This window comes from Archangium primigenium (assembly GCF_016904885.1).
GTDB classification, from domain to species: domain Bacteria; phylum Myxococcota; class Myxococcia; order Myxococcales; family Myxococcaceae; genus Cystobacter; species Cystobacter primigenius.
The window spans coordinates 5,428,454-5,449,167 of record NZ_JADWYI010000001.1; the positions used below are offsets into that span (position 1 = coordinate 5,428,454).

Here is a 20,714-nt window from a genome sequence, read left to right on the forward strand (position 1 = left end):
ATGTCCCGGCCGTTGTTCTTGTCCCTGCTCGTGTGCGCCAGCGTGGCGTGCCAGGGCGGCACCGTCCCCGTCGTTCCGGAGAAGGTGGTGGGCCACTGTGTCTACAAGAACCGCTTCAGTGAGCTGGAGGAGTGCCGCGACTACGTGGGCGAGTGGACCGAGAAGGCCGCGACGGAGGACTGCGAGGACCAGGACGCCCAGGTGGTGCTGGGCTCGGCGTGTGGGCTGTCGGAGCGGCTGGGCTACTGTTTCCTCGAGGAGGGCAAGGAGCGCTGGGCCCGCATCAGCTTCCCCGGCACGGAGGCCCAGAAGTGCGGCTCCATGAAGCGCGGCTGTGAGCTGTTCGGCGGCGGCGTGTTCGATCCCGCGCCCGTGTGTGGCGGCAAGGAGGAGCAGGGCGGTGGGGGAGGCGGCGGCCTGGCCACGTTCCTCCAGCCGGTGCGCACCTGCAAGGCGCCCCTGGCGGGCGAGCCCCCGGGGCTGTCCGAGGGCGGCCAGGTGTGCACCTGGGAGATGATCTCCGGGGCCACCGAGCCCGGTCGGTCCTTCGATCAATACGCGAGCTGTGATCGGGTGCGCACCCAGCGCCCGTACTACCCGGTGCCCCCCGCGCCGGACTCCACGCGGGAGGATGCGCGCATGAACGATCCCGCCTATGCGGCGGAGGTGAAGTGGGTGCGCTCGCAGATCGAGTCGACGGCGTGCGTGTGCTGCCACTCCACGCGCTCGCCCCGGGGCCCGTCCAACTGGTTCGTCGAGTCGCCGGGCAACTTCATCAACTCCTTCCATCCCCGGGGGCTCGCCATGGGCGCGGGGTGGATCGACACGGTGGGCTTTGGCGCCTACCGGCCCGAGGACAACAACGGCTTCTCGCGCGCCTCGCCCGAGCGGCCCCACGACTCCATCTTCGTCACCACGGACGCGGCGCGCATCGCCCGCTTCTTCGAGGCGGAGCTGGCCCACCGGGGCTACTCGCGCGGCGACTTCAGCGACAATCCCTACGGCGCGGGCCCCCTGGACGCGCAGCGCTTCTTCCGGCCGGAGGCGTGTGACAAGGGCGAGGGCGTGGGCGCGGACGGCACCGTCGTGTGGCGGGGCGGTCCGGCGCGCTACCTGTACGTGCTCGAGGCCGAGGCCGCCACGCCCACCGTGCCGCCCAACCTGGATCTGCCCGAGGGCACGCGCTGGCGCCTCGACGTGCCCGAGGGTGGCGTGCCCTTCGAGAGCGGCACGGTGCGCTACGGCACCGTGCCCGGGGGCCTCGCCCAGCGCTTCCCGCGGGTGGGCGCGCCCCCGGCGCTCGTGAGCGGCCGGGCCTACTACCTGTATGTCCTGGAGGACATCATCCGCCCGGTCACCCGCTGCGTCTTCACCGCGCCCTGAGCCGGGCGGGCCTCAGAAACCCAGCGCGCGGATCGTCTTGCGGATGGTGTCGGCGCTGTGCCGCAAGCCCTGGGCCTCGGCGTCGTTCACGGGCAGCTCCAGCACCGCCTCCACGCCGCCGCGGTTGACGATGCTGGGCACGCTCATGCACACGTCGTCGATGCCCAGGTAGCCCTCCAGGCGGGAGCTCACCGGCAGCACGCGCTGCTCATGGTGCAGCACCGCCTCGAGGATCTGCGCCGTGGCCAGGCCGATGGCGTAGTTCGTGGCGCCCTTGCCCCGGATGATGTGGTAGGCGGCGTTGCGCACGTCATCGAAGATGCGGGTGCGATCCGCCTCCGTGAGCGCCGGGCGCCCGGGCACGGACCAGTTGAGCAGGGGCTGGCCGCCCACGGTGGCCGAGCTCCACAGGGCGAGCTCCGAGTCCCCGTGCTCCCCGGCGACGAAGGCGTGCACGTTCTGCACGGCCAGGTTCAGGTGGCGCGCCACGAGGAAGCGCAGCCGGGAGGAGTCCAGCACGGTGCCGCTGCCGAACACCCGCCGGGCGGGCAGTCCGCTGAGCTGCTGCACCACGTACGTCACCACGTCCACGGGGTTGGTGACCACGAGCAGCAGGGCGTCGGGCGCCACCTTCATCAAGGCGGGCACGAGCTTGCGGCACAGCTCCACGTTCGCGCCCGCCAGCTCCAGCCGCGTCTGTCCCGGCTGCTGCTTGGCCCCGGCGGTGATGACCACCACGTCCGAGTTCGCGCACGCGGCCAGGTCATCCGAGCCCACCAGCGTGGCCATGGGCATGAATTGCAGCCCGTGGTTGAGATCCAACACCTCCGCGTCCACCTTGGCGCGGTTGATGTCGTAGAGGACGAAGTGCTTGGCCACCCCCCGGATCATCGCGGCGTAGGCGATGGTGGCGCCCACCGCGCCCGCGCCGATGATGGAGACCTTGTTCACATGTTCTGGCATGGGCGGAAGCCAAACACACCCCGACACGGTGTCGCGTGATGAAAGCCCCGCTGGGACAAATTGACCCAAACCCGGCGCAGGCGGCCTGCATCACCCGATAAGCCGTGCCCGGGTGCATGATTTGCAAAGGCCCGTGCGGAGTCCAGACAGGAGGCCGTCACATGGGGGAGCGCCGCATGAAGAAGGGGTGGATCGCCGGGGGGAGTCTCGCGGTCCTGTGTCTGGGGGGCCTCGCCGCCGGGGTCCTCGAGACGGGGCGCGCGCCCGCCACCGCCTCGGCGCGCGCGTGTACGCCCGTCCCGGTGGCGCCCGAGCGCCTGAAGGAGCACGTGCGCCAGTTGAGCGAGACCTTCGTGCCGCGCGACCACGCGCATCCGGAGAACCTGGAGCGCACGGCCGTCTACCTCACCGAGGCGCTCACGCGCGCCGGGGGCCACGTGCGCTCCGAGCCGTACACGGTGGCGGGGCGGCCCTACCGCAACGTCATCGCCCGCTTCGGACCGGAGGAGGGCGAGCGGCTCGTCATCGGCGCGCACTACGACGCGGCCGAGGGCGCGCCCGGGGCGGACGACAACGCCAGCGGGGTGGCGGGCCTGCTGGAGCTCGCGACCTGGCTCGGCGCGCATCCGCCCGCCCTGCGGGTGGACCTGGTGGGCTTCACCCTGGAGGAGCCGCCCCACTTCCGCGAGCCCACGCAGGGCAGCAAGGTGCACGCCCGGGGCCTGCGCGAGCGGGGAGAGCGCGTGCGCGCGATGATCAGCCTGGAGAGCCTGGGCTACTTCTCCGACGCGCCCGACAGCCAGGAGTACCCGGTGGCGGCGCTCAAGTGGCGCTATCCCCGCGAGGGCCACTTCATCGCCGTGGTGGGCCGCGCGGACGACGAGGCCCTCGTCTCCACGGTGCACGGCGCGCTGCGGGCCGAGCCGGGCCTCGCCACCGAGGCCCTGGCCGCGCCGCGCGGGCTCACGGGCGTGGACTTCTCCGACCACGCGAGCTTCTGGGACGAGGGCTACCCGGCCGTCATGGTCACCGACACCGCCCTGTTCCGCAATCCGCACTACCACACGGGCCAGGACACCTGGGAGCGCCTGGACTACGCGCGCATGGCCCGCGTGGTCCAGGGCGTCCAGTGCGCCGTGGAGGCCCTCACCGCTCCGGCGCCTTGAGGGGCTCCAGCTCCTGGGTCAGCAGATCGAGGAACCGCCGCACGCGCGGTTCCAACAGCCGCCGGGTCGGGTAGAGCGTCACGATCTTCGCCTCGCCGACGTCCCGGTCCGCGAGCACCCGCGTGAGGCGGCCGGCGGCGAGGTCCTCGGCCACGAGGAAGTCGGGGAGCAGCGCGATGCCCGCCCCGGCCACGGCCGCGTCCCGGAGGGCCTCGCCACTGTCGAGCCGCAGGCGGCTGCGTCCGGACACCTTCACCCAGGCGCCCTCGTCGCCCCGGACACGCCAGCCCTGCCGCCGGGTGGCGCTGCTGAACACCAGGCAGTCATGGCGCGCCAGGTCCTCGGCGTCTTCCGGCACGCCCCGCTCGGCGAGGTAGGACGGCGCCGCGCAGAGCAGCACCGGGTAGCGGGCGATAACGCGGGAGACCAGCCGCGAGTCCGGATCCGTGACCCCGATGCGCACCGCCAGGTCGAAGCCCTCCTCGATGAGATCCACCACGCGGTCGGTGAAGCTCACCTCGACCTGCACGTCTGGCCAGGCGCGCAGGTACTTCATCACCAGGGGCATGAGCACCCGCCGTCCGAAGGCATCCGGCACGGTCAGCCGCAACACGCCGCGCGGCGTCCCGGCGCGACGGGCCACACTGGCCTCGGCGTCCTCGATCTCCGCGAAGATGCGCAGGCCCCGGTCGTAGAAGGCCCGGCCCTCGTCGGTGAGGCTCAGCGTCCGGGTGGTGCGGTGCAGCAGGCGCACCCCGAGCCGATCCTCCAGCCGCATCACGGCCTTGCCCGCCGCCGAGCGCGTCAGGCCCAGCGCCTGCCCACCGGCCACGAAGCTGCCGGCGTCGACGACGGCCATGAACACGGAGATGTCGTTGAGGTTGGTGCGCACCCCGTGGCCTCGCTCCCGCGTCCCCTCAGTGGGGCCCGCCATTCGACAATGCCACCGCTAGGGTTCTGGGAACACCTTCCAAGGAGCAGCCCCCATGTCGAGCACCCTCACCACCTACCACCACGGCGTCGAATGGGAGGAGGCCAACGGCGTCAGCCAGGCCTACCGCGTCGGCGGCACCCTCTACATCGCGGGCCAGTTCTCCCATGACATGAGCGGCGCGTTCATCGGGGAAGGGGACATCGAGGCCCAGACCGAGCAGACGCTGCGCAACCTCGACCGCGTCCTGGCGGGCTTCAACGTCACGCGCAACCAGCTCGCCGAGGTCATCGTCTACCTGACCCACCCCCAGGAGCACGCCGCGAGGTGCATCGCCGTGTGGAAGAAGTACATCGGCGCGCACCGGCCCGCCGGCACGCTCATTGGCGTCACGGGGCTGGCGTTCCCCCACCAACTGGTGGAAATCCGCGCCGTGGCGCACCTGCCCTGAGCGCCGCGGTCCTCCGGGTGGAGGTAGGATGCGGCCATGCGTTCCCCGTATCCCGCCGTGCTGTTGGCGGTCATCCTCATGATGGCCCCCCTGGTGGTGGCCAATGGGCTGATCTTCCGCGTCCTGGCGCATCAGTACCTCTCCGCGTCCCATCCCCGCGCTTCCGGCCTCATCACGCACAGCGAGGTGGTGTCCGAGGGCGAGGAGACCTACACGTTCGAGGTGCGCTACACCTACGTGGTCAAGGGGCTGACGTACGAGAGTGACCGATACCGCTACGCCGCGTGGAGCGGGGGTGAGGACAGGGCGCGGGACTTCGCGCGGCGCTTTCCCGTGGGGGCGCGCGTCCCGGTGTTCCACGACCCGGAGTCGCCGTGGGAGGCGGTGCTCGTCACCGGCATTGATGGGATGTACCTCTTCCTGCTGATGTTCGTGACCCCGTTCAACGCGGCGATGTTCATGGGCGTGCGGCACCTGCTGCTCGACAAGGAAGGCCTGTCGGGGATGTTCAAGCGCCCGGACTCCGTCTACGACTTGCCGGAAGAGGACCTGAGCCCCCTGGCCATGGGCATTGGCACCGTGGGAATCGCCTCCTGCGTGGCGCTCGTCGTGATGTTCATGGCGATGTCGCTCACTTCGTCGCTGATTCCCCTGGTGCTCATCTGGGGGGCGGTCCTCGCCACGGGCGTGTACTTCGCGAGGAAACAGCACGCGGAGCTCGCGAAAGCCAGGATGAGGCAATGCCGCACCCGTACCCGCTCCCGCTCCCCGTGAGGCTGTTCCTCGTCGCCGCCATGGGGGTCCCCATGCTGGCGATCGACGCGGTTACCCTCACGAAGTCGGCCTCGCGGCGCACGCAGCACCAGCGCGCACGGGCCGCCCAGCGCGCATCCGCCGAGAGCGGGCCCTCTGGTTGGTAGAGGTAGGATACGGCCATGCGCTCTCCGCCCCCCTTGGTTCTGTTGATGGTCGCCCTCGTGGGGCTCCCCCTGCTGGCGGCCAATGGACTGCTCTTCCACATCATGGCGCGTCAGTACCTCTCGGCGTCCCATCCCGGCGCCTCGGGCCTCATCACGCGCAGCGAGGTGGTGCGCGTCGGCAAGAACTCCCACGGCTTCGAGGTTCGCTACACGTATGAGGTCCAGGGCGTTGCCTACGAGAGCACGCGGTATCGCTACGCCGCGTGGGGCTCCTCGAACAAGGGCAGGGTGGAGGACTTCGCGCGGCGCTTTCCCGTGGGGGCGCAGGTCCCGGTGTTCTACGACCCGGAGTCGCCTGGGGAGGCGGTGCTCATCACCGGCGTCGATGGGATGTACCTCTTCCTGCTGCTGTTCCTGAACACCTTCAACATGGGGATGCTCATGTGGGTGCGGCAGTTGCTGCGCGGCGAGGACGACGAGCTGAGCCCGCTGGCCATGGGAATCGCCGCCGTGGGGGGCGCCTCCTTCGTGATGAGCTTCGTGCTGGCGGCCTTGACGTGGGTCGATACGTCCCTGGTGTCCCCGGTGCTCGCGTGGGGGGTGGTTCTCGCCACGGGCGTGTATTTCGCGAGGAAGCAACGCGCGAAGCTGGCCGCGCGCGAGAGCAGTCAATCCGCGCCGCGCCGACAGACCCACCTCGGCGCGGATGGCCCCCGGCGGTAGCGGGCGGCTACGGGTTCGCCAGACTCGCGTTGCGCCGCTTCAGGAACTGGAGCAGGCCGTCGATGCCGTGCTGTGCGATCTGTTCGCCGAATTGCTGCCGGTACGCCGGCACCAACCACGCGCCCAGCATGTTCATGTCATAGACACGCCAGCCGTTAGGCGTTTTCGCCATCCGGTAATCGAGCGCGGCGACCTGGCCCTGGTCCAGCACCTGGGCGTACACGACCACATCGGTCGCATCGTGCGGCACGCGCAGGGGCCCGTACGAGATTTTCGGATCACGCACCCGTGCGAGCGCCCCGGCATAGGTCTGAATCAGCAACAGTTTGAACTGCTCGGTGATTTCAGCCCGCTGCGTTGGAGTGGCCTTGAGCCAGTTGCGTCCCATCACCAGACGCGTGGTCCGCTCGAAGTCGCCATACGGCAGGATTTTTTCATTGACGAGCTTGATGATCGCGTTGAGGTCTCCCTTCTGGATGGAAGGGTCGGCCTGGATCTGGCGCAGCACATTGGCGGTGAGCTCTTCGAGCAGAACTTCGGGTCCAGTCGTGTCGTCCATGGAGGTCGTCGCGCGCTACGGCGCGAGCTTGAGCAGGAGGGTCTCGAACCTTTCACGCGTTGGCCGGGCGGCGAGGCGGAGGGCGCGGAACTCAACCCACGGGGCGCCACGCACTGACCAGACGCCCGACCCAGTTGTTCAGGGCCAGATCATCGGTGCGGTGCGTGAAGTAGCGGGCGTTGATGCCCTGGCTCCCGATGTCCTCGAGGCCCGTGAAGCCCGCCTTCGTCAGGTGGGCCTCCATCTGCTCCGGGGTGAAGAATGTCTTGAAGGGCTCGCCCATGGAAGCGACCCGTTCCGACGTCCGCTCCAGGGTGCGCTGCTCCCGCTCATTCAGCCGCTCCCAATCGAGGATGTAATCGAGGACCAGCCCGCTGCCCGGGTGCCGCGCGGCCAGGAAGGCGAGGGTGTTCTGGAAGGCCTCGAGGGTCAGGTAGTAGGTCACCCCCAGCCAGCAGAAGAGCGCGGGCTGATCCCACTGGAAGTCCACCGCGCGCAGCCCCTCCTCGATCGTCTGCGACTCGAAGTCCACGGGGGCGAAGGTGAGGTGCTCGGGAATCGGGATGGCGGCGCTCGCGAGGCGCTCGCGCTTCCACGCCTGGGTGGCGGGGTGGTCGACCTCGAAGACCCGCACGTCGACGAAGGGATTGCGGTAGGCGAAGGTGTCCAGACCCGCCCCGAGCAGGACGTATTGCCTGACGCCCGCGGCGACGGCCCGCTCGAGCGTGTCCTCCGCGTAGCGGCTGCGCGCCACCATGTAGGCCCGCATGTCCTGATCGTAGAACTCCTGGTGGATGTCCTCCGAGAGCAGCAGCTTCGAGCGCTGATCCTCGGAGAGGATGCGCACGGCGAGGGGATCCTGGAGGACGAGCCGTGACTGGTCGCGCACCTGGTGCACCGCGCGCTGACGGGCGACCCACTCCGCGGTCTTGCTGGGCTGGCCTTGATTCATGGTCGTCATCCTACCAGGGACGCCCGTTCCCGCATGGCGGCGACAGGGGGCGCTGACGTCAAGGTGACAGTGCCGTCACCTCACAGAGCGATCTCGTGAACGCGATCGGTCCTCGGGGAGAAGGCTTGAAGCTTCCTGGAGATTGGAGACACCCTCGCCACGTTCGTCACGAAGGCCTGAAAGGCGTCCGCCGACGCCCAGGTGGCGTAGTTGATCAAGACGGTGCCTTCTTCGTTGGAATGAAGTTTGGCGGAAATAAAACCGGGAACCTGGCTCACTTCCTTCTCGAAGAACTCCCGAATCAGGGACACCACCGTGTCGAGTTCTCCCGCCTTCAAGTCGAACCGGACGATGGCGTAGAGCGGACGCATCTGGCTGTTCATCATGTCCTCCTGATGATCGCGGTGAACTTGCGGCGGTGTTTTCTCGCGGTCAATGGCCCCGCGGGAAGAATCGCGGGGAGCGCTCCCTTGCTTTCTCGTACATTCCCCGTCCCCATGACCCTCGATCTCGACACCCTCGCCGCCGTTCCCAGCTCCCGCCCGCCCCGGAGCGCGGAGGTCTCGCGGGGGATCTCCGATTCCGTTGCCTACCTCGGGTCGGAGGCCGCGCTGCACAGCCTCGAGCGCGATCCGTACTGGCCCAAGTGGAACTCCCCGTGGTGGCACATGCTGCTGCTCCACGAGCTGGGCGAAGCCCGCCAGATTCCCTCGCGCACGGCCGCGACAATGGCCGCGCGGATGGATCGCCTCCTGCACCTCTTCCCCATCCACCCGGGCGATGCACCGGGGGCGGACACGCAGCGCGACTGTGCCTGTCATTGCGCGCTCGGCACGATGCTGCCAGTGCTCGCCGCGTGCGGCATCGACGTCGAGCGAACGCTGCCCTGGGTCAAACCCTGGTTCGTGCGCTACCAGATGGCCGATGGTGGCCTGTCCTGCGACCCCACCGCGTACCTCCAGACCCATGAGTGCCCCAGCTCGATGGTCGGGACGGTCGCGCCGCTCGAGGCCATGCTGCTCGGCGGCGCCGGAGCGAGCGAACAACAGGCCTTCGCCCATCGCGCCGCGGGCTTCCTGATGGAGCGAGCCCTCATTCACGGCTCGCGGAGCGTGCACAACGCCGAGGAGCGCGACGCGGCGGGGGCCTGGCGCGCGCTCACGTTCCCGCGCTTCTACTTCTACGACGTGCTGCGCGGCCTGGCCGTCCTGGTGAAGTGGGCCGAGGCCACCGACGAGCGGCTGCCAGAGGCCGCGGTCGCCCCGGTCGTCCAGGAACTCGTCGCGCGCTGGCCCGACGGCGTCGTGTGTGTCGAGCGCCAGGCCCATGCCGGGATGACCACCATCCTCCCCACGGCGGATCGCTCGCCCAGCCCGGGGGCCCAGGCCTCGACGTTCCCACTGCTCGAGGCGGTGAGTCGGCCAGGCGAGCCGTCCGAAGCGCTGACGCGGCAGTGGTCCGAGGCCCGCGCGGGCCTGCTTCGGCTCGCCCGCGCGGGGCGCCTCACAACATCCACGTACAGGGACTCAAGTCCTCGCTCCAATGGATGACCTGGCCATGCGTTTTCGGGCGTGCATCGCACTGCTGCTCTTGAGCCCAGCCTGCGCGACAACATCGTCAAGCCCAAGAAAACCCGCGATCCGGGACGCGAGGCTCGCCAACCTCCAGCGAGCAGCGACGCTGCCCTGGACGGATGAGGGGCGGTGCGCCGTCGAGGCGGCCTCCGCGCCCTGGCCCGAGCTGGCGGAACGGTGCTTTCATGCCCTCGACCATGACCGGGTCGAATTTCACGACGCCACGGGGCGATGTGCTGTTGCCTCTGCTGGTGCCGCTGCCCTGGGGGTTGGGGTTTGCGTGTTGGCGGCACCGGAGATCATCGTGGGCGCGGTGATTGTCGCGGGCGTGGTGGTCGTGGGCTTCGCCATCAAAGAAGCGCTGGATACCTACGCGGAGAAGAAGGGCCTTCCCCAAGGAGTAAGGCCCTCGCCTGAAACGCTGCCCGTGCCTGAAACAGCGCCTGCTCCACAGAACACCGCGCCGAACCGAAGCCTTCGTTCGGCGGATCGAAATTCAAAAGCAGGTGGAGGCGGCGCGGTGTGAGCGTGATCTCGCAGCGGCCTGCGGCTATCATTTTGTCATCGGCGTTCGCTCCGATGCACACAAGAAACTGTTGGAAGCGCTGTTGCCCGGTTTCAACATCGTCCTCATGACGTGGTGCTGAAATGGCATTCACACAAAACACCTTGAGCATTCATGTCTACGCGCCCGCCCTGATGGACGATGACCGCCGTCATGTCGCCGTTGTTCATGCCATGGAACGCGCGACCCCTGGCTTGCGCCTGGAGTGGACCGTCTCTGACGAGCATGAACTCCTCCCCCTACCGCAGCGCGATACGTGGCTCGCTCAGGCCAGAAGGAACGGGGGCTTTCCGCTCGTCTGCAACAATGACCGGAGCCATCCCGTGACGATCTTCGGTGTGGCGGAGTCGGCGAGCTTCGGACCCGGTGGCCAGGCGCTGCTCGAAGTTCACGCGGAACTGCCCCTGGAAGAATCAGGACTCGCGGCGGTGGCGGACATCCTGGAAGGCATCGCGGAAGGTGCTCGCGCGTTCTGGGGGCATGCGACCCCATTCGAAGCGAGCGTGGAAATCTCGCGGCAAACGAGGGATCCGGTGCGCAAGCCAGGGGTTTCTCCCCGAGGGCTCCCAGCGCTCAAGCTCCCAGAGCAAATCCCCGCACCTGAGATTCCGCACCGCCTGGGGTGGCTGAATTACTGGTCACCCGCTACCGCGGAGGCCATCGGCTTTCCGGACCCGGCCCGCGACACGGAGCTGCTGTCACGCGCTCGGCGTACCGCGACGGGCGCGTGGGTCGTGCAACTCACGGATGCACCGCTTGACCTGGACAACCCCGCTCAATTGGACGCGCTCAAAAGGGCCTACGACCGCTTCCCGGAGATTGGCGGGCGCGCAGCCCCTTGACGCTACGGTTCGACCGAGGTGGGCAGCCTGCGCGGCTCGACCAACGGGACGTAACACCGCCCGTCCTGCTCGTAGAAGTCGCCGCACGGGGGGGTGCGCTCGAGCCGATCCCAGCACGCATCGTTGAGCATCACCTGGGGCGCCTCGCATGGCGGCGCCTTTTGCCCGCGCATCCTCTTGCTCGGCATCTTCTTGGCGATCACCCCCGCGTCACTCCGGTCGGTGAGGAGCCATTCCGGCACCTGCATCTCCTCCGCCGTGTTCTCCACGCGCGGCGCCGGGCTGCCGCCGTGCATCAGGAGCCCCCACGAGGCGAGGACCACGGCGACGACGCCCACGGCCCGGGGAACCCACAGGGGTGGCAGGCTCAACGTCGGCCGAGGCGCCACACGCAGCGCCAGGAGAATGGGAATCGCGGAGCCCAGCACCCTCGCGCACTCGAAGGAGAAGCGCAGGAGCGTCCACCCACTGAGCCCGTGACGCCGGGCGCTGATGAAGACGCGAGCCCACTGCCGCCTTTTGCTTGGAGTCATAGGGGCGGGGTGACTAGCGCGTCAGGCGATCCCCTGTCCACCATCCATGGGACGGGATTGCCCACCCCTAACCCAACCTCGCCGCGATCTCGAACCATCCTTCGTCGACCACCTCGACCGAGAGGGCGCGCGAGGCGCGGTCCACCCGCAGGCACACGAAGTCCGCGCCATCCGCTCGCCACAGGTTGGCGTAGAACACCAGGCCTCGAGCATCCCGTCGCGGGTCCTCCCAGCGGGCCAGGCCCCGTGCTCCGACCGTGCCGCTGTGAATCACCTCGGGTCCCGGTTGGTCCAACGTGAGGAAGTGCAGGTGCTCTCGCGTCCGGACCACGCGCGCCCCGGTCACTAGTTCGACCAGGTCCATCACCTCCGCGAGGGCCTCCTCCGAATCCAGGTCCGCCCCGGAACGCTGGAGTGCCTCGTCCAGTTCCTCGATGGGGCGGGGCGGGGGGACGAACCCCTCCCCCCGCGCCAACCACGCCATGCCACGGGTCCACGCCAGCTGGACGCCCGCCAGCTCCATCCAGTGCTGGGCGCCCAGCGCCTCGAGCCTCGCGCGCAGCTCGGGTTGCGCTTCTCGGGTGTCACGCTCGTTCATGGCCGCCCGGCAGCATAGCCCGGCGCGGATCAGCCCGCGGTGGTCGGCACCGGCGTGTGGAGCAGCTGCTGCTCCCACAGGTAGGCGATGCCGGTGCCGGCCGCGTGCTCCTTGAGCACCTCCGTCAGCCGGGCCGCCGTCTCCAGCCGGGCCCAGTCGCGCTGCCATTCGGACGCCACCGCCAGCCAGGTCATCACGTTCGCGCCGGCCCTGATCATGCGCTGGATGGCGACCTCATGGGCCTCGACCGAAGCGCCCCCCGACGCATCGGTGACGACCGTCACGTCCCAGCCTTCGCCCAGGGCCTGGATCACCGGCATCGCGACGCACACCTCGGTCCACAGGCCAGCGATGATCAGCTGCTTGCGGCCCGTCGCCTTGACCGCGTCCACCACCTTCTGATCCTCCCAGGTGTTGACGAAGGTCCGGTCGATCACTTCCTGATCCGGAAACACCTCGGTGATCTGCGGGAAGATGAAGCCGCCCCGCTCGGCGATGACGCTCGTGAGGATGGTGGGGACATTGAAGGCCTTGGCCGCCTTCGCCAGCCCCGCCGAGTTGTTGACCACCATCTGCGGATCGTGGCTGTTCAGGTTCGCGAGCTGGAAGGGCTGATGGTCGATCAGCACGAGCACGGAGTCTTCGGGACGAAGAAGCGACTTGAGGCCGTTGCGAAAGGTCATGATTGTTCTCTGTGGGTTGCGAGTGGGAGGGGCTACCGGGGGCGGGCACGGACCGCGCCGCCACCTGGAATGACAGTGTCATTCCCATTCATGCGACGGTAGCCTCGCTCCGGGGTACGGGGTGTTGCACAACGGGGAACGCCGAGTTGGATATCGAAGAGCTGAGAACGTTCGTGGAGGTGGCCGATGCCGGGGGGGTTTCTCCCGCCGCGCGTCGGCTCGGGGTATCCAAGTCGATGGTCAGTCGGCGGCTGGCCCGACTGGAGGAGGGTCTGGGTGTCCAGCTGCTCGCACGCACCACCCACGGCGCCGCGCTCACGGAAGCGGGGGTCGCGTTCCGGGAGCATGCCGCCAGGGTCTGCGCCGAGATCGACGCCGCGAGGGAAGTCATCCTCCCCTCCGGCGACCTTCGTGGCCGCCTGCGGATCGCCGCGCCGCTCTCCTTCGGCTCGAACTCCTTCGCCGCCTTGCTGGCGGACATGGCGCGGCGCCATCCCCGGCTCCAGATCCACACCAGCTACAGTGATCGCTTCGTCGATCTCATCGCCGAGGGCTACGACTGCGCGATACGGGTCGGCTATCTCCCCGAGTCCAGTCTGCTCGCCAGGCGCGTGGGAACCTTCAACGGCAGGCTCGTCGCGAGTCCGGACTACATCCAGGCGCATGGCGCACCCGAGACGCCGGAAGACATCCTCGCCCATGAAGCCCTCATGCAAGGCACCGAGGCGTGGCACTTCGTGGAGGGAGACAAGAGCATCACGATTCGGCCGCAAGGACGCTTCAAGGCCGACAACGGCATCGCCTTGGCCGAGGCCGCCAAGGCGGGGCTCGGGATCGCCTACCTGCCCGATGGCCTCACCGACGAAGCCATCCGCTCCGGCGCGCTCGTGCCGCTCATGACCCGGTTCCCACCGCCCCCGGCGGGCGTGTATGTCATTCGTCCGCCAGGTCAGAATCCCGCGAGGAAGATCCGGGTGCTCACCGAGATGTTGAGCCAATGGTGCGAACACGCTCCGCGTTCCGCGAAGGCCGCCGCTGGCTGAGTGAGCTCCTCACTTGAAGGGTCTGGAGCACGAACCGGCGACAGGCGAGGCAGGCGCCCACACCTCGAGGTGCTACGTGATGCGTTGTTCACTGGTGCTGCTCTGCGTGGCCGTGCTGGGGTGTGGCGGTGCCGCGCCACGCGTCCGACCCAAGCCGGATGAGCAGCGGCGCTGTGTCTATGTCCCGTCTCGTGACGAGGCGGCCAGAGCCTGGAAGAAGGTTCCCTCCGCTCGCGCGGGTGTGCACGTGGTGCTGGTCTCGGCGACGGCAGGGGCTTCTCCCGTGGCTCCCTCTGCCCCAGGTCCTGCATCAGCCCTGGAAGGGATGTCAGGTCAGGGGTTGGGGGACGGTATGTCCCGGGGTGTGCTCCGGTTGGTTCCTGAAGGAGGCGCGGGCGCGGATGTAGGGGTTGGCGGTGCCGTAGGGGAGACGGTGGTGGTGGGGGGAGCGTTCGTCGCGGCCGTGGGCAGTGGGTTGTTGGTCTGCTTGACGGCCCGAGCGGCTCTGGATGGGGAGAAGACCCCTATCGAGATTGCGGACGAGTATTACGGCACACACTTCGGAGACGTGAAGGGGTGGGTTCAAGGTCAATATCCGGCCCAGGTTCCTCCTCCTGGCGCAGCGCCCAGGTCGAAACCCGACGAGAGCACCGGCAAGAGGGTAGGGCGCATCTATGTCACCTACACGAAGCTCAATCGGATGACCCAACGCTACTACGCCGGGCGGACCAGCATGGTCGTCGATCTTGCCGCGCCGCTGCGAGTTCAGGCTGCACTGGCGGTTCTCCTTCGAGATCGGAATCACCACCTGGATGAGAATGCGGAACCGGCGGGCGCCGTGTTCGACCTGGCGCAGACTGATCGATTCGATGTCGGCACCGCGGTTGACTATGGCCGGAGATATGACGACATCGCTTATTGGCGGATTCGCGGGAGGGAGCAGCAGTTGATGGACTTCCTAGGTGGAGCCCGCTCTGACACCGGAGAGCCTTACCGCACCGAGAATGCCGCACGCGGAGTGGCGAAAGAAAATCCACGAGGCAGGCGGTTCCACGCCGCCGCGACGGAGTCGTGGGGCCAACTTCACCCTTACACGGGGTACTAGGGATGCCGCGAATCTACAAACCGGGCTCGTTCTTGAGAATCCCCCTGGCCGACGGTTCTTTCGGTTACGGCAGGGTGCTCAAAATGCCGCATGAGGCCTATCACGACTACAGGACCGACACTCCAGATTCAGACCTGGATCGAATCGCCTCCACGCCCATCCTCTTCAAGATCATGGTTCGCCATATGGAGGAGAGAGCCTGGGAACTCATTGGGTGGAGAAAGCTGGAGGAGCAGTCTTCTCAACCAATCGTCCAGTTCATGCAGGACATTGGGAACTTCCGCGACTGCACGATCTTCGACACCGTCGGCAATGAGAGAAGCGCGGAGCCCCAGGAGTGTGTCGGGCTTGAGCGCTCGGCTGTCTGGGAAGAGGTGGGGGTTGAGGAACGCCTGCTCGATGCCTTCACGGGGCGGCCCAACGCCTCGGTGGAGCGCTTGAAGGTGCGCCTGAAATAGGCACGCTCACAGGCGCGGACGCGGCTCAACTTCTGGTACTCGATCTCGACGGACCTGGTGAACTGGAAGATTAGCGGCGCGGATGGGGAGCGAGATGACACGGTTGACGACGACACGATGGGCGCTGATGGCGGGCGTCCTGCTCTTCGCACGGGAGGCCCATTTGAGCGGTGGCTACGAGGACTGCTATGCCGATGTCGAGGCCACGCTCTGCGTGATGAGCGATGTGCGCAAGGCATTCATCGACGACCGACAGGCCAGCGCCTGGTTCGACAAGCGCCGCGAGAATGCCGAGCGTCACCTCTTCACCGTGATGCCCCTCATGAGGACCACCCTCGCCACGGCGCGCAAGACGCTGCCCCTGGCGGCCGTGGATGACTGGCGGCTGCCCGTGTCGTCGTCGTCACCGCCGTCGTCCGCGGCGGGCGGCGGCGCGCGGCGCGTGCACCTCACGCTCGGCGACCTCGGCCGCGACCTCGCCTCGATCACCTTGACCACCACGCGCGCGCTGCGCGACGACGAGCGCGAGCACCTCGTCACGTCACTGCGGCAGGCGCTGAAGACCCCGGCCTACGAGCCCCGCCGCGAGCGCGAGGGCATCTATGCCCCGTCCTTGCGGCTCGCGCGCCCCGAGGACCTCGACGAGGGCACCGTCGACCTCGACGACGGCCGACCGAAGCCGCCGAAGACCCCCACGCCCCCGGCGCCGCCGCTCGCCGTCGAGGACGTGCGCGCCTGGCAGCCGCTGTTCGTGAGCGAGGGCGACGACGTCGAGATCCCGCTCGCGATAGGCACCTCGGTGCGCGTGAGCCCGCGGGCCCAGGCGCGCTGGCGGCCGTGGATGCAGGCCCAGTTGAAGGCGCTGCGGTCGGCATGGTCGTCGTCGCTGCCGGAGCGCGTGCGGGGCGCGACGAAGCGCGACCATGGCTTCGTCGACGTCGCGGGCTTCCGTCCCTGGGGCCCGTTGTTGCTCGGCGACGACATCCAGGCCCGCGTCGACGACGGCGCGATCGTGCGCATGGCGCGGACGCACACGAAGACGGCGAAGGAGGCCGAGGCCCTCTACGGCCCGCTCACCGAGGCGCTGCGGACCGCGACGACGAAGACGCCACTGCCGCCACCGCCGACGCGCTGACGTCTCCACGGGCGGGAGAACCCGGCTCAGGGCTCAGGGTCGCGAGCTTCCCACGTAGGCGGTCCGCGAAGGCTCGCAAGGCGCTGGGGGACGCCCCGGCGGCGAGCAACGCCTTGCCTTCGTCGGTGGTTGCATCGAGCTCTTGGTAGAAGAGGCACACATAGCCGCACGCCACCGCTAGGAGTTGTGCATCGACCGCCCCCGCATCGAGGATCACGCGGAGGATTGAGATTCCTAGCGGAGGAGGCCAGAGCAGGGTCGTGAACTCCTGCTCGAACAGCACCACCGCCGCCGCGCAGGCCGCCTCGAGTCCCTCGACCGCCACGAGCGCTCGAAGGCCCTCGGGCAGCGCGTCGTCCGCCAGGGGCTCACCCCGCGTGGGGCCGAGCCTCCGCTCCTCCAGGGCCCGCGCCATGCGTCGTCTCACCTCGACGTGGTCCACTCCGCCTCCCGCTCCAGGTTGACCGCGCGACTGGGGGACCCTCACCAGCTGGTGGGGTCATGAGCCCTTCGCGTTCGACTGCTGCGCGGCGGCGAGTGATGTGACGAGGTTCACGAGGGGCTCTCCATGCTCCGCATAGGTCAGCATTTCGAGGGGAAGCCCCTTCAATCGTGAACGCATCCGATCGCGCTCCGCCTCGCGCACGAGGACGTAATGCGGTCCTCCAGTGCCCTGGAAGGTCTCCTCCAACCACCTGAGCTGATCGCCGAAGCTCGTGTCATCGAAGCTGAATCCGACGAAGAGCAGGGTGTGGGAGGCGAGCAGGTAGCGCAGCGACGAGAGCGCGGCCTCGTAGTGGAGCACCCTATCCTTGCTGTCCGGGTACAAGCGGCTGTAACCGTCCGGCGTGAGGATCAGGCCCGTCGAATTCGCGATGGAGCCGTGCAGATGCCAGAGGGTCGGATGCTCGATGGTGCTTTGCAGGAGCTTCATCAAACCGTCGGGCGCCTGGACGTCCCAGTAGCGCAGGTCCTGCCACTGCGGACACGCCCAGTGAAGGACACGATCGTAGTTCGTGGTCACGACGAGCTTGCTGCCAAGGCTCCAGAGGGCACGGGCGAGCGCGAGGCTCGACTCCTGCGCCCGGTGACGAGGCGGATCGAACAACTCGCCGAGCATCTTGTACCAGGTCGCCCCCAGGCCCTCCCGCGCGGCCTGGGCCGCATCGAGGTAGTTGGGCGTCTTCTTGGTCAAGGCGCCACGCACCGCATCCGCATCGCCCTTGAGATTCTCCGCCTCCAGTCGCTGCGCCGCGGTGAACAGCAGCGACTCCCAACTTGGGAAGAGTCGCTTGCCCGGATGGGCGGAGTCCATGACGGCCATGGAGGCGCCGGCACCGACGAACGGGATGACGCGTCCCGCGCCGAGCGCCTCCCGCAGACTTCGGGGAATCGAGATGTCCGAAGGGACAGCGCTCGGAGGCGCGAGCGCCGGCGTCCGGATGAACACCGTTTGTGAACTCTTGGGAAGCGGGCCCACGTGATGCGGAGCCGCGGCGGTGTCCACCGGTGCGGCGGGAGCGACAGGCAGTGTTTTCGGAGGGGCCCCAGCAGGCGCCTGAGTGGACGTGGTGGCCGCGAAGAACGCTTGCGCCCGCTTGTCGAAGGGAACACGAATCGAGGCGCGATGGTTGGAGGTGACGCCCCGGAGGCTTGACTCCACGCCCTTGGGTCCCAGCCAGAGGCCCTCGGCCAGGAATACCTCGACCCGGCCACACTCCTCGCAGGTTCGTGCCGCGACGATGGGCGCGAGGCAGAGCGGACCCCGATCCTCGGCGATCAGGTAGCACCAGTCACGCGCGAGACGCGCCTCGGTGCTCCCGTGGTGGATGGGAAAATGTTCGGCGATGCCTTGATGGCTGTAGAACGCATAGCGGATGTCCTCGTCATCCGTGTCGAGTGACTCGATCTCCGCGACACTGACGAGTGACATGTGCTTCAACGGCCCGAGCATCACGAGAAAATCATGGAGGACCTTGCTGAAGAGTCCCTCCTGTTCACGGTAGGCATCGTCGGACAGGGTGACGCCTTGCCCGATGAGCCGCTCTTGTTCGCGAACCGCCCAGTGGACTCGCTCGGCGACACCGGAGCGCTCGCCATACTGTCGGGTCAACTGACGCAACATGCCGACGAGAGGGGAGGCGGGCACGAGCGCGAGCAATGGGGCGAGCTGGACGGCCAGTGATTCCCAGGTCTTGAGAGGGAGCGGTCGGCCGGTATGCGGGGCGAGCAGGATCGAGGCCTGGCCGAGGACGCGTGCCTCGTCACTCTCGCGCAACAGGGCGATCTCCAAGGCCACCACGAAGCGGAGCGCGGACTCCAAGGCGTCCACGATGGCTTTGAAGCGGGTGAACGCCGTGCGCTGGGCGGCGATCAGCGCACAAGGCGCGGCGAGCGGAAAGGGGAACTCGGGCCGCGCGCCTTGCTGAGTGGCGCGTCCCGCGTCATCCAGGAGTTGAACCGCGAGATGATCCAAACACCGCTCGCTCAACTTCACGACCTCGTCTCGCGCGACGAACGCCGTGCGCAATGAGCGCGTCAATCTTCCTTTCGCGGCCTCTGGGATGGGCCGTGAGGTCCATGCGATCCTCACCGCGTTGATCACGTCCTGGGCCGAAGTCGACGTGTCACCGCCGTCCAGCGCCGCGAGGATGTAGCGTTCCCTCCAGCTCCCGAGCAGCGTGGTGAGCCCAATGACTTTTTCAACGTCCTGTTCCAATTCGAAGAGCCACGATTCAAAGCCCGAGGATCCCAAGATGTCGATGATGTCGCGTTCGCCCGCGACCTCGAACGCCAGGACCGGGCCCGGAGTGGCTCTGTTGAGGTTGCGCCGCACCAGCGCCAGTCCACCAATGGGGCGACGGGGAATCCGTGCGGGCGGGCTCGCGACGGGGCCCGCATCGCTCACGGACGCACCTGCCCCGACGACTCGGTTGCGGCCCGTCTTCTTCGCCTTGTAGAGGTTGGCGTCCGCCCGTTTGATGAACTGCAAGGGCTCCACCATGTCGGGCATCAAGCCCGCCACCCCCAGGGAGATGGTGACGGGAATTTCCTGATTCTCGAAGACGAACTGCTTCTGCTCAATGCACCAGCGGAGCTTCTCCGCGAAGAGGAGGGCTCTGTCGCCCCCGTCCTCGGGGATGATGACCGCGAACTCCTCGCCTCCGTAGCGCGCGAAACACTGATCCTTGCGCATCAGTCGCTTGAGCGTCTGCGCCAGCTCGCGCAGCACGTAGTCGCCCGCCAAGTGGCCGTGCACGTCGTTGATCTTCGTGAGGAAGTCGATGTCGAAGAGGATCAATGTCAGGGGGCGGCCATATCGATGGCACCGGATCATCTCGCGCTCCAGGTGCTCCAGGAAGTAGCGCCTGTTGTTGATGCCGGTCAGACCGTCCTGGATGGTGAGCGTGTAGATGGTCTCGTGGTACTGCAGCTCCACGTTGTCGCCGGTGAGGAACTTGAAGACCGCACCCCCCACCTTGAGGAGATCGCCACTGCGCAGGAGCGTCGGCTGCATCACTTCCTGATCGTTCAGGTAGGTGCCGTTGGTGGAGCCCAGGTCCTGCACGAACATCCGCCCCTGATGGCGGAGGATGCGCGCATGCCTGCGCGAGACGTTGTCGAGGTCCACCACGATGTGGTTTCCCTCTTCACGCCCGATGGAGAACTCGAGGTCGAGGAGCGTGTACTTCTTGCCCAACTCCGGCCCATGGATCTGCACGAGGCAGCATTCCGCGTCGACCGGGGTCACCAGCTCCTTGATGTTACTGACACGGGAGTACCTGGTGTTGCGCCCCTCGTCTTGGGTATGCGAGGCATCGGAGTCGACACGCGGTTGGATGGGTTTGGCCGCGGGCGTGGCCTTGTCGTTGCCTCGGGGCAGTGGGGCGCCGCCGGCAAGGGTGTCTTCAGGACGCCCGTCATCGGACTGGGCCGCATTCACTGTGGCCGGTGCTGTTCCTGGGACTGAGGGGCGCGTCATTTCTAGCGACTCCATCGCGGATGCGACTCCACGATCCAACTCTCGACGCCGAGCATAGCCAGTTGGCGGAGGGCGAAAAAGCGAGCCGCGGGTCGAACGAGGACAAGAAGCCCAGCAACCCCTTGAGATTGCTGGGCTTCTGAATTGC

The 20,714-nt window shown here is 67.9% G+C and carries 23 protein-coding genes; 13 read left to right on the forward strand and 10 right to left on the reverse strand.

The window, feature by feature from the left end; translation table 11 throughout:
* Window positions 1-1,383 (forward strand): hypothetical protein, encoded by a 1,383-nt coding sequence (locus I3V78_RS22245; protein WP_204490459.1) that lies wholly within the window; start codon window positions 1-3, stop codon window positions 1,381-1,383.
* 12 nt (window positions 1,384-1,395) lie between these two features.
* Here the strand turns inward: I3V78_RS22245 and I3V78_RS22250 are convergent, their stop codons facing one another.
* Window positions 1,396-2,346, reverse strand: a complete 951-nt coding sequence (locus I3V78_RS22250; protein WP_204490460.1) for an L-lactate dehydrogenase — start codon at window positions 2,344-2,346, stop codon at window positions 1,396-1,398.
* Window positions 2,347-2,507: 161 nt separating this feature from the next.
* On the opposite strand from I3V78_RS22250, the gene I3V78_RS22255 reads away from it, so the two are divergent.
* Window positions 2,508-3,512, forward strand: coding sequence for a M28 family peptidase (locus I3V78_RS22255; protein WP_239576527.1), 1,005 nt, complete (start codon window positions 2,508-2,510; stop codon window positions 3,510-3,512).
* Here the strand turns inward: I3V78_RS22255 and I3V78_RS22260 are convergent.
* A complete protein-coding gene (locus tag I3V78_RS22260) occupies window positions 3,493-4,404 on the reverse strand; it encodes a LysR family transcriptional regulator (RefSeq protein WP_338023708.1) in 912 nt (303 codons plus the stop codon). The genes I3V78_RS22255 and I3V78_RS22260 overlap by 20 nt on opposite strands.
* A 94-nt stretch (window positions 4,405-4,498) precedes the next feature.
* Here I3V78_RS22260 and I3V78_RS22265 point away from each other — a divergent pair, with 94 nt between their 5' ends.
* The 3 genes from I3V78_RS22265 to I3V78_RS22275 all read left to right on the forward strand — a co-directional run bounded on the left by I3V78_RS22265 (window position 4,499) and on the right by I3V78_RS22275 (window position 6,537).
* The gene (locus I3V78_RS22265) at window positions 4,499-4,894 is read left to right on the forward strand and encodes a RidA family protein (protein ID WP_204490462.1); all 396 of its coding nucleotides are present in this window, start codon (window positions 4,499-4,501) and stop codon (window positions 4,892-4,894) included.
* A gap of 36 nt (window positions 4,895-4,930) precedes the next feature.
* On the forward strand, window positions 4,931-5,668 hold the full coding sequence (locus tag I3V78_RS22270) for a DUF3592 domain-containing protein (protein ID WP_204490463.1): 738 nt from the start codon (window positions 4,931-4,933) through the stop codon (window positions 5,666-5,668).
* A 161-nt stretch (window positions 5,669-5,829) separates the two neighbouring features.
* Window positions 5,830-6,537, forward strand: coding sequence for a DUF3592 domain-containing protein (locus tag I3V78_RS22275; RefSeq protein WP_204490464.1), 708 nt, complete (start codon window positions 5,830-5,832; stop codon window positions 6,535-6,537).
* A 7-nt stretch (window positions 6,538-6,544) separates the two neighbouring features.
* Here I3V78_RS22275 and I3V78_RS22280 read toward each other — a convergent pair whose 3' ends face one another.
* The 3 genes from I3V78_RS22280 to I3V78_RS22290 all read right to left on the reverse strand — a co-directional run bounded on the left by I3V78_RS22280 (window position 6,545) and on the right by I3V78_RS22290 (window position 8,434).
* Complete coding sequence (locus I3V78_RS22280; RefSeq protein ID WP_204490465.1) at window positions 6,545-7,096, reverse strand: MlaC/ttg2D family ABC transporter substrate-binding protein; 552 nt, start codon at window positions 7,094-7,096, stop codon at window positions 6,545-6,547.
* 91 nt (window positions 7,097-7,187) lie between these two features.
* Window positions 7,188-8,048 carry a class I SAM-dependent methyltransferase gene (locus I3V78_RS22285; RefSeq protein ID WP_204490466.1) on the reverse strand — a complete coding sequence of 287 codons (861 nt, stop codon included), beginning with the start codon at window positions 8,046-8,048 and terminating at the stop codon, window positions 7,188-7,190.
* 80 nt (window positions 8,049-8,128) lie between these two features.
* A complete protein-coding gene (locus tag I3V78_RS22290; RefSeq protein WP_204490467.1) occupies window positions 8,129-8,434 on the reverse strand; it encodes an antibiotic biosynthesis monooxygenase family protein in 306 nt (101 codons plus the stop codon).
* A 111-nt stretch (window positions 8,435-8,545) separates the two neighbouring features.
* Here I3V78_RS22290 and I3V78_RS22295 point away from each other — a divergent pair, with 111 nt between their 5' ends.
* Genes I3V78_RS22295 through I3V78_RS22305 form a run of 4 tightly spaced genes read left to right on the forward strand, consistent with a single transcriptional unit; the run spans window position 8,546 to window position 11,029 of the window.
* Window positions 8,546-9,598, forward strand: a complete 1,053-nt coding sequence (locus I3V78_RS22295; RefSeq protein ID WP_204490468.1) for a hypothetical protein — start codon at window positions 8,546-8,548, stop codon at window positions 9,596-9,598.
* On the forward strand, window positions 9,591-10,148 hold the full coding sequence (locus I3V78_RS22300) for a hypothetical protein (RefSeq protein WP_338023709.1): 558 nt from the start codon (window positions 9,591-9,593) through the stop codon (window positions 10,146-10,148). Before I3V78_RS22295 ends, I3V78_RS22300 begins: the two co-directional genes overlap by 8 nt.
* Complete coding sequence (locus I3V78_RS40200) at window positions 10,129-10,269, forward strand: DUF6310 domain-containing protein (protein WP_338023710.1); 141 nt, start codon at window positions 10,129-10,131, stop codon at window positions 10,267-10,269. Before I3V78_RS22300 ends, I3V78_RS40200 begins: the two co-directional genes overlap by 20 nt.
* A 1-nt stretch (window position 10,270) precedes the next feature.
* A complete protein-coding gene (locus I3V78_RS22305; protein ID WP_204490469.1) occupies window positions 10,271-11,029 on the forward strand; it encodes a DUF5953 family protein in 759 nt (252 codons plus the stop codon).
* 2 nt (window positions 11,030-11,031) lie between these two features.
* On the opposite strand, the gene I3V78_RS22310 is transcribed toward I3V78_RS22305, so the two are convergent.
* The 3 genes from I3V78_RS22310 to I3V78_RS22320 form a co-directional block, all read right to left on the reverse strand.
* The gene (locus tag I3V78_RS22310; RefSeq protein ID WP_204490470.1) at window positions 11,032-11,562 is read right to left on the reverse strand and encodes a hypothetical protein; all 531 of its coding nucleotides are present in this window, start codon (window positions 11,560-11,562) and stop codon (window positions 11,032-11,034) included.
* A 67-nt stretch (window positions 11,563-11,629) separates the two neighbouring features.
* Entirely contained in the window at window positions 11,630-12,160 is a 531-nt protein-coding gene (locus I3V78_RS22315) for a hypothetical protein (protein ID WP_239576528.1), read from the reverse strand.
* A 29-nt stretch (window positions 12,161-12,189) separates the two neighbouring features.
* Window positions 12,190-12,843 carry a hydrolase gene (locus I3V78_RS22320; RefSeq protein WP_204490471.1) on the reverse strand — a complete coding sequence of 218 codons (654 nt, stop codon included), beginning with the start codon at window positions 12,841-12,843 and terminating at the stop codon, window positions 12,190-12,192.
* A gap of 146 nt (window positions 12,844-12,989) precedes the next feature.
* Here I3V78_RS22320 and I3V78_RS22325 point away from each other — a divergent pair, with 146 nt between their 5' ends.
* The 4 genes from I3V78_RS22325 (at window position 12,990) to I3V78_RS22340 (ending at window position 16,584) form a co-directional block, all read left to right on the forward strand.
* Window positions 12,990-13,886 carry a LysR family transcriptional regulator gene (locus I3V78_RS22325; protein ID WP_204490472.1) on the forward strand — a complete coding sequence of 299 codons (897 nt, stop codon included), beginning with the start codon at window positions 12,990-12,992 and terminating at the stop codon, window positions 13,884-13,886.
* Window positions 13,887-14,586: 700 nt separating this feature from the next.
* Window positions 14,587-14,991: a hypothetical protein gene (locus I3V78_RS22330; RefSeq protein WP_204490473.1), complete on the forward strand. Its 405-nt coding sequence runs from the start codon at window positions 14,587-14,589 to the stop codon at window positions 14,989-14,991.
* A gap of 2 nt (window positions 14,992-14,993) precedes the next feature.
* Window positions 14,994-15,449, forward strand: coding sequence for an immunity 26/phosphotriesterase HocA family protein (locus I3V78_RS22335; protein ID WP_204490474.1), 456 nt, complete (start codon window positions 14,994-14,996; stop codon window positions 15,447-15,449).
* 127 nt (window positions 15,450-15,576) lie between these two features.
* Window positions 15,577-16,584, forward strand: coding sequence for a hypothetical protein (locus I3V78_RS22340; protein ID WP_204490475.1), 1,008 nt, complete (start codon window positions 15,577-15,579; stop codon window positions 16,582-16,584).
* Here the strand turns inward: I3V78_RS22340 and I3V78_RS22345 are convergent.
* Together I3V78_RS22345 and I3V78_RS22350 are read right to left on the reverse strand one after the other, a co-directional pair.
* A complete protein-coding gene (locus I3V78_RS22345; protein ID WP_204490476.1) occupies window positions 16,523-17,026 on the reverse strand; it encodes a hypothetical protein in 504 nt (167 codons plus the stop codon). The two genes, I3V78_RS22340 and I3V78_RS22345, sit on opposite strands and share 62 nt — an antisense overlap.
* 57 nt (window positions 17,027-17,083) lie before the next feature.
* Entirely contained in the window at window positions 17,084-20,527 is a 3,444-nt protein-coding gene (locus I3V78_RS22350; RefSeq protein ID WP_204490477.1) for a diguanylate cyclase, read from the reverse strand.
* Window positions 20,528-20,714 lie beyond the last annotated feature (187 nt).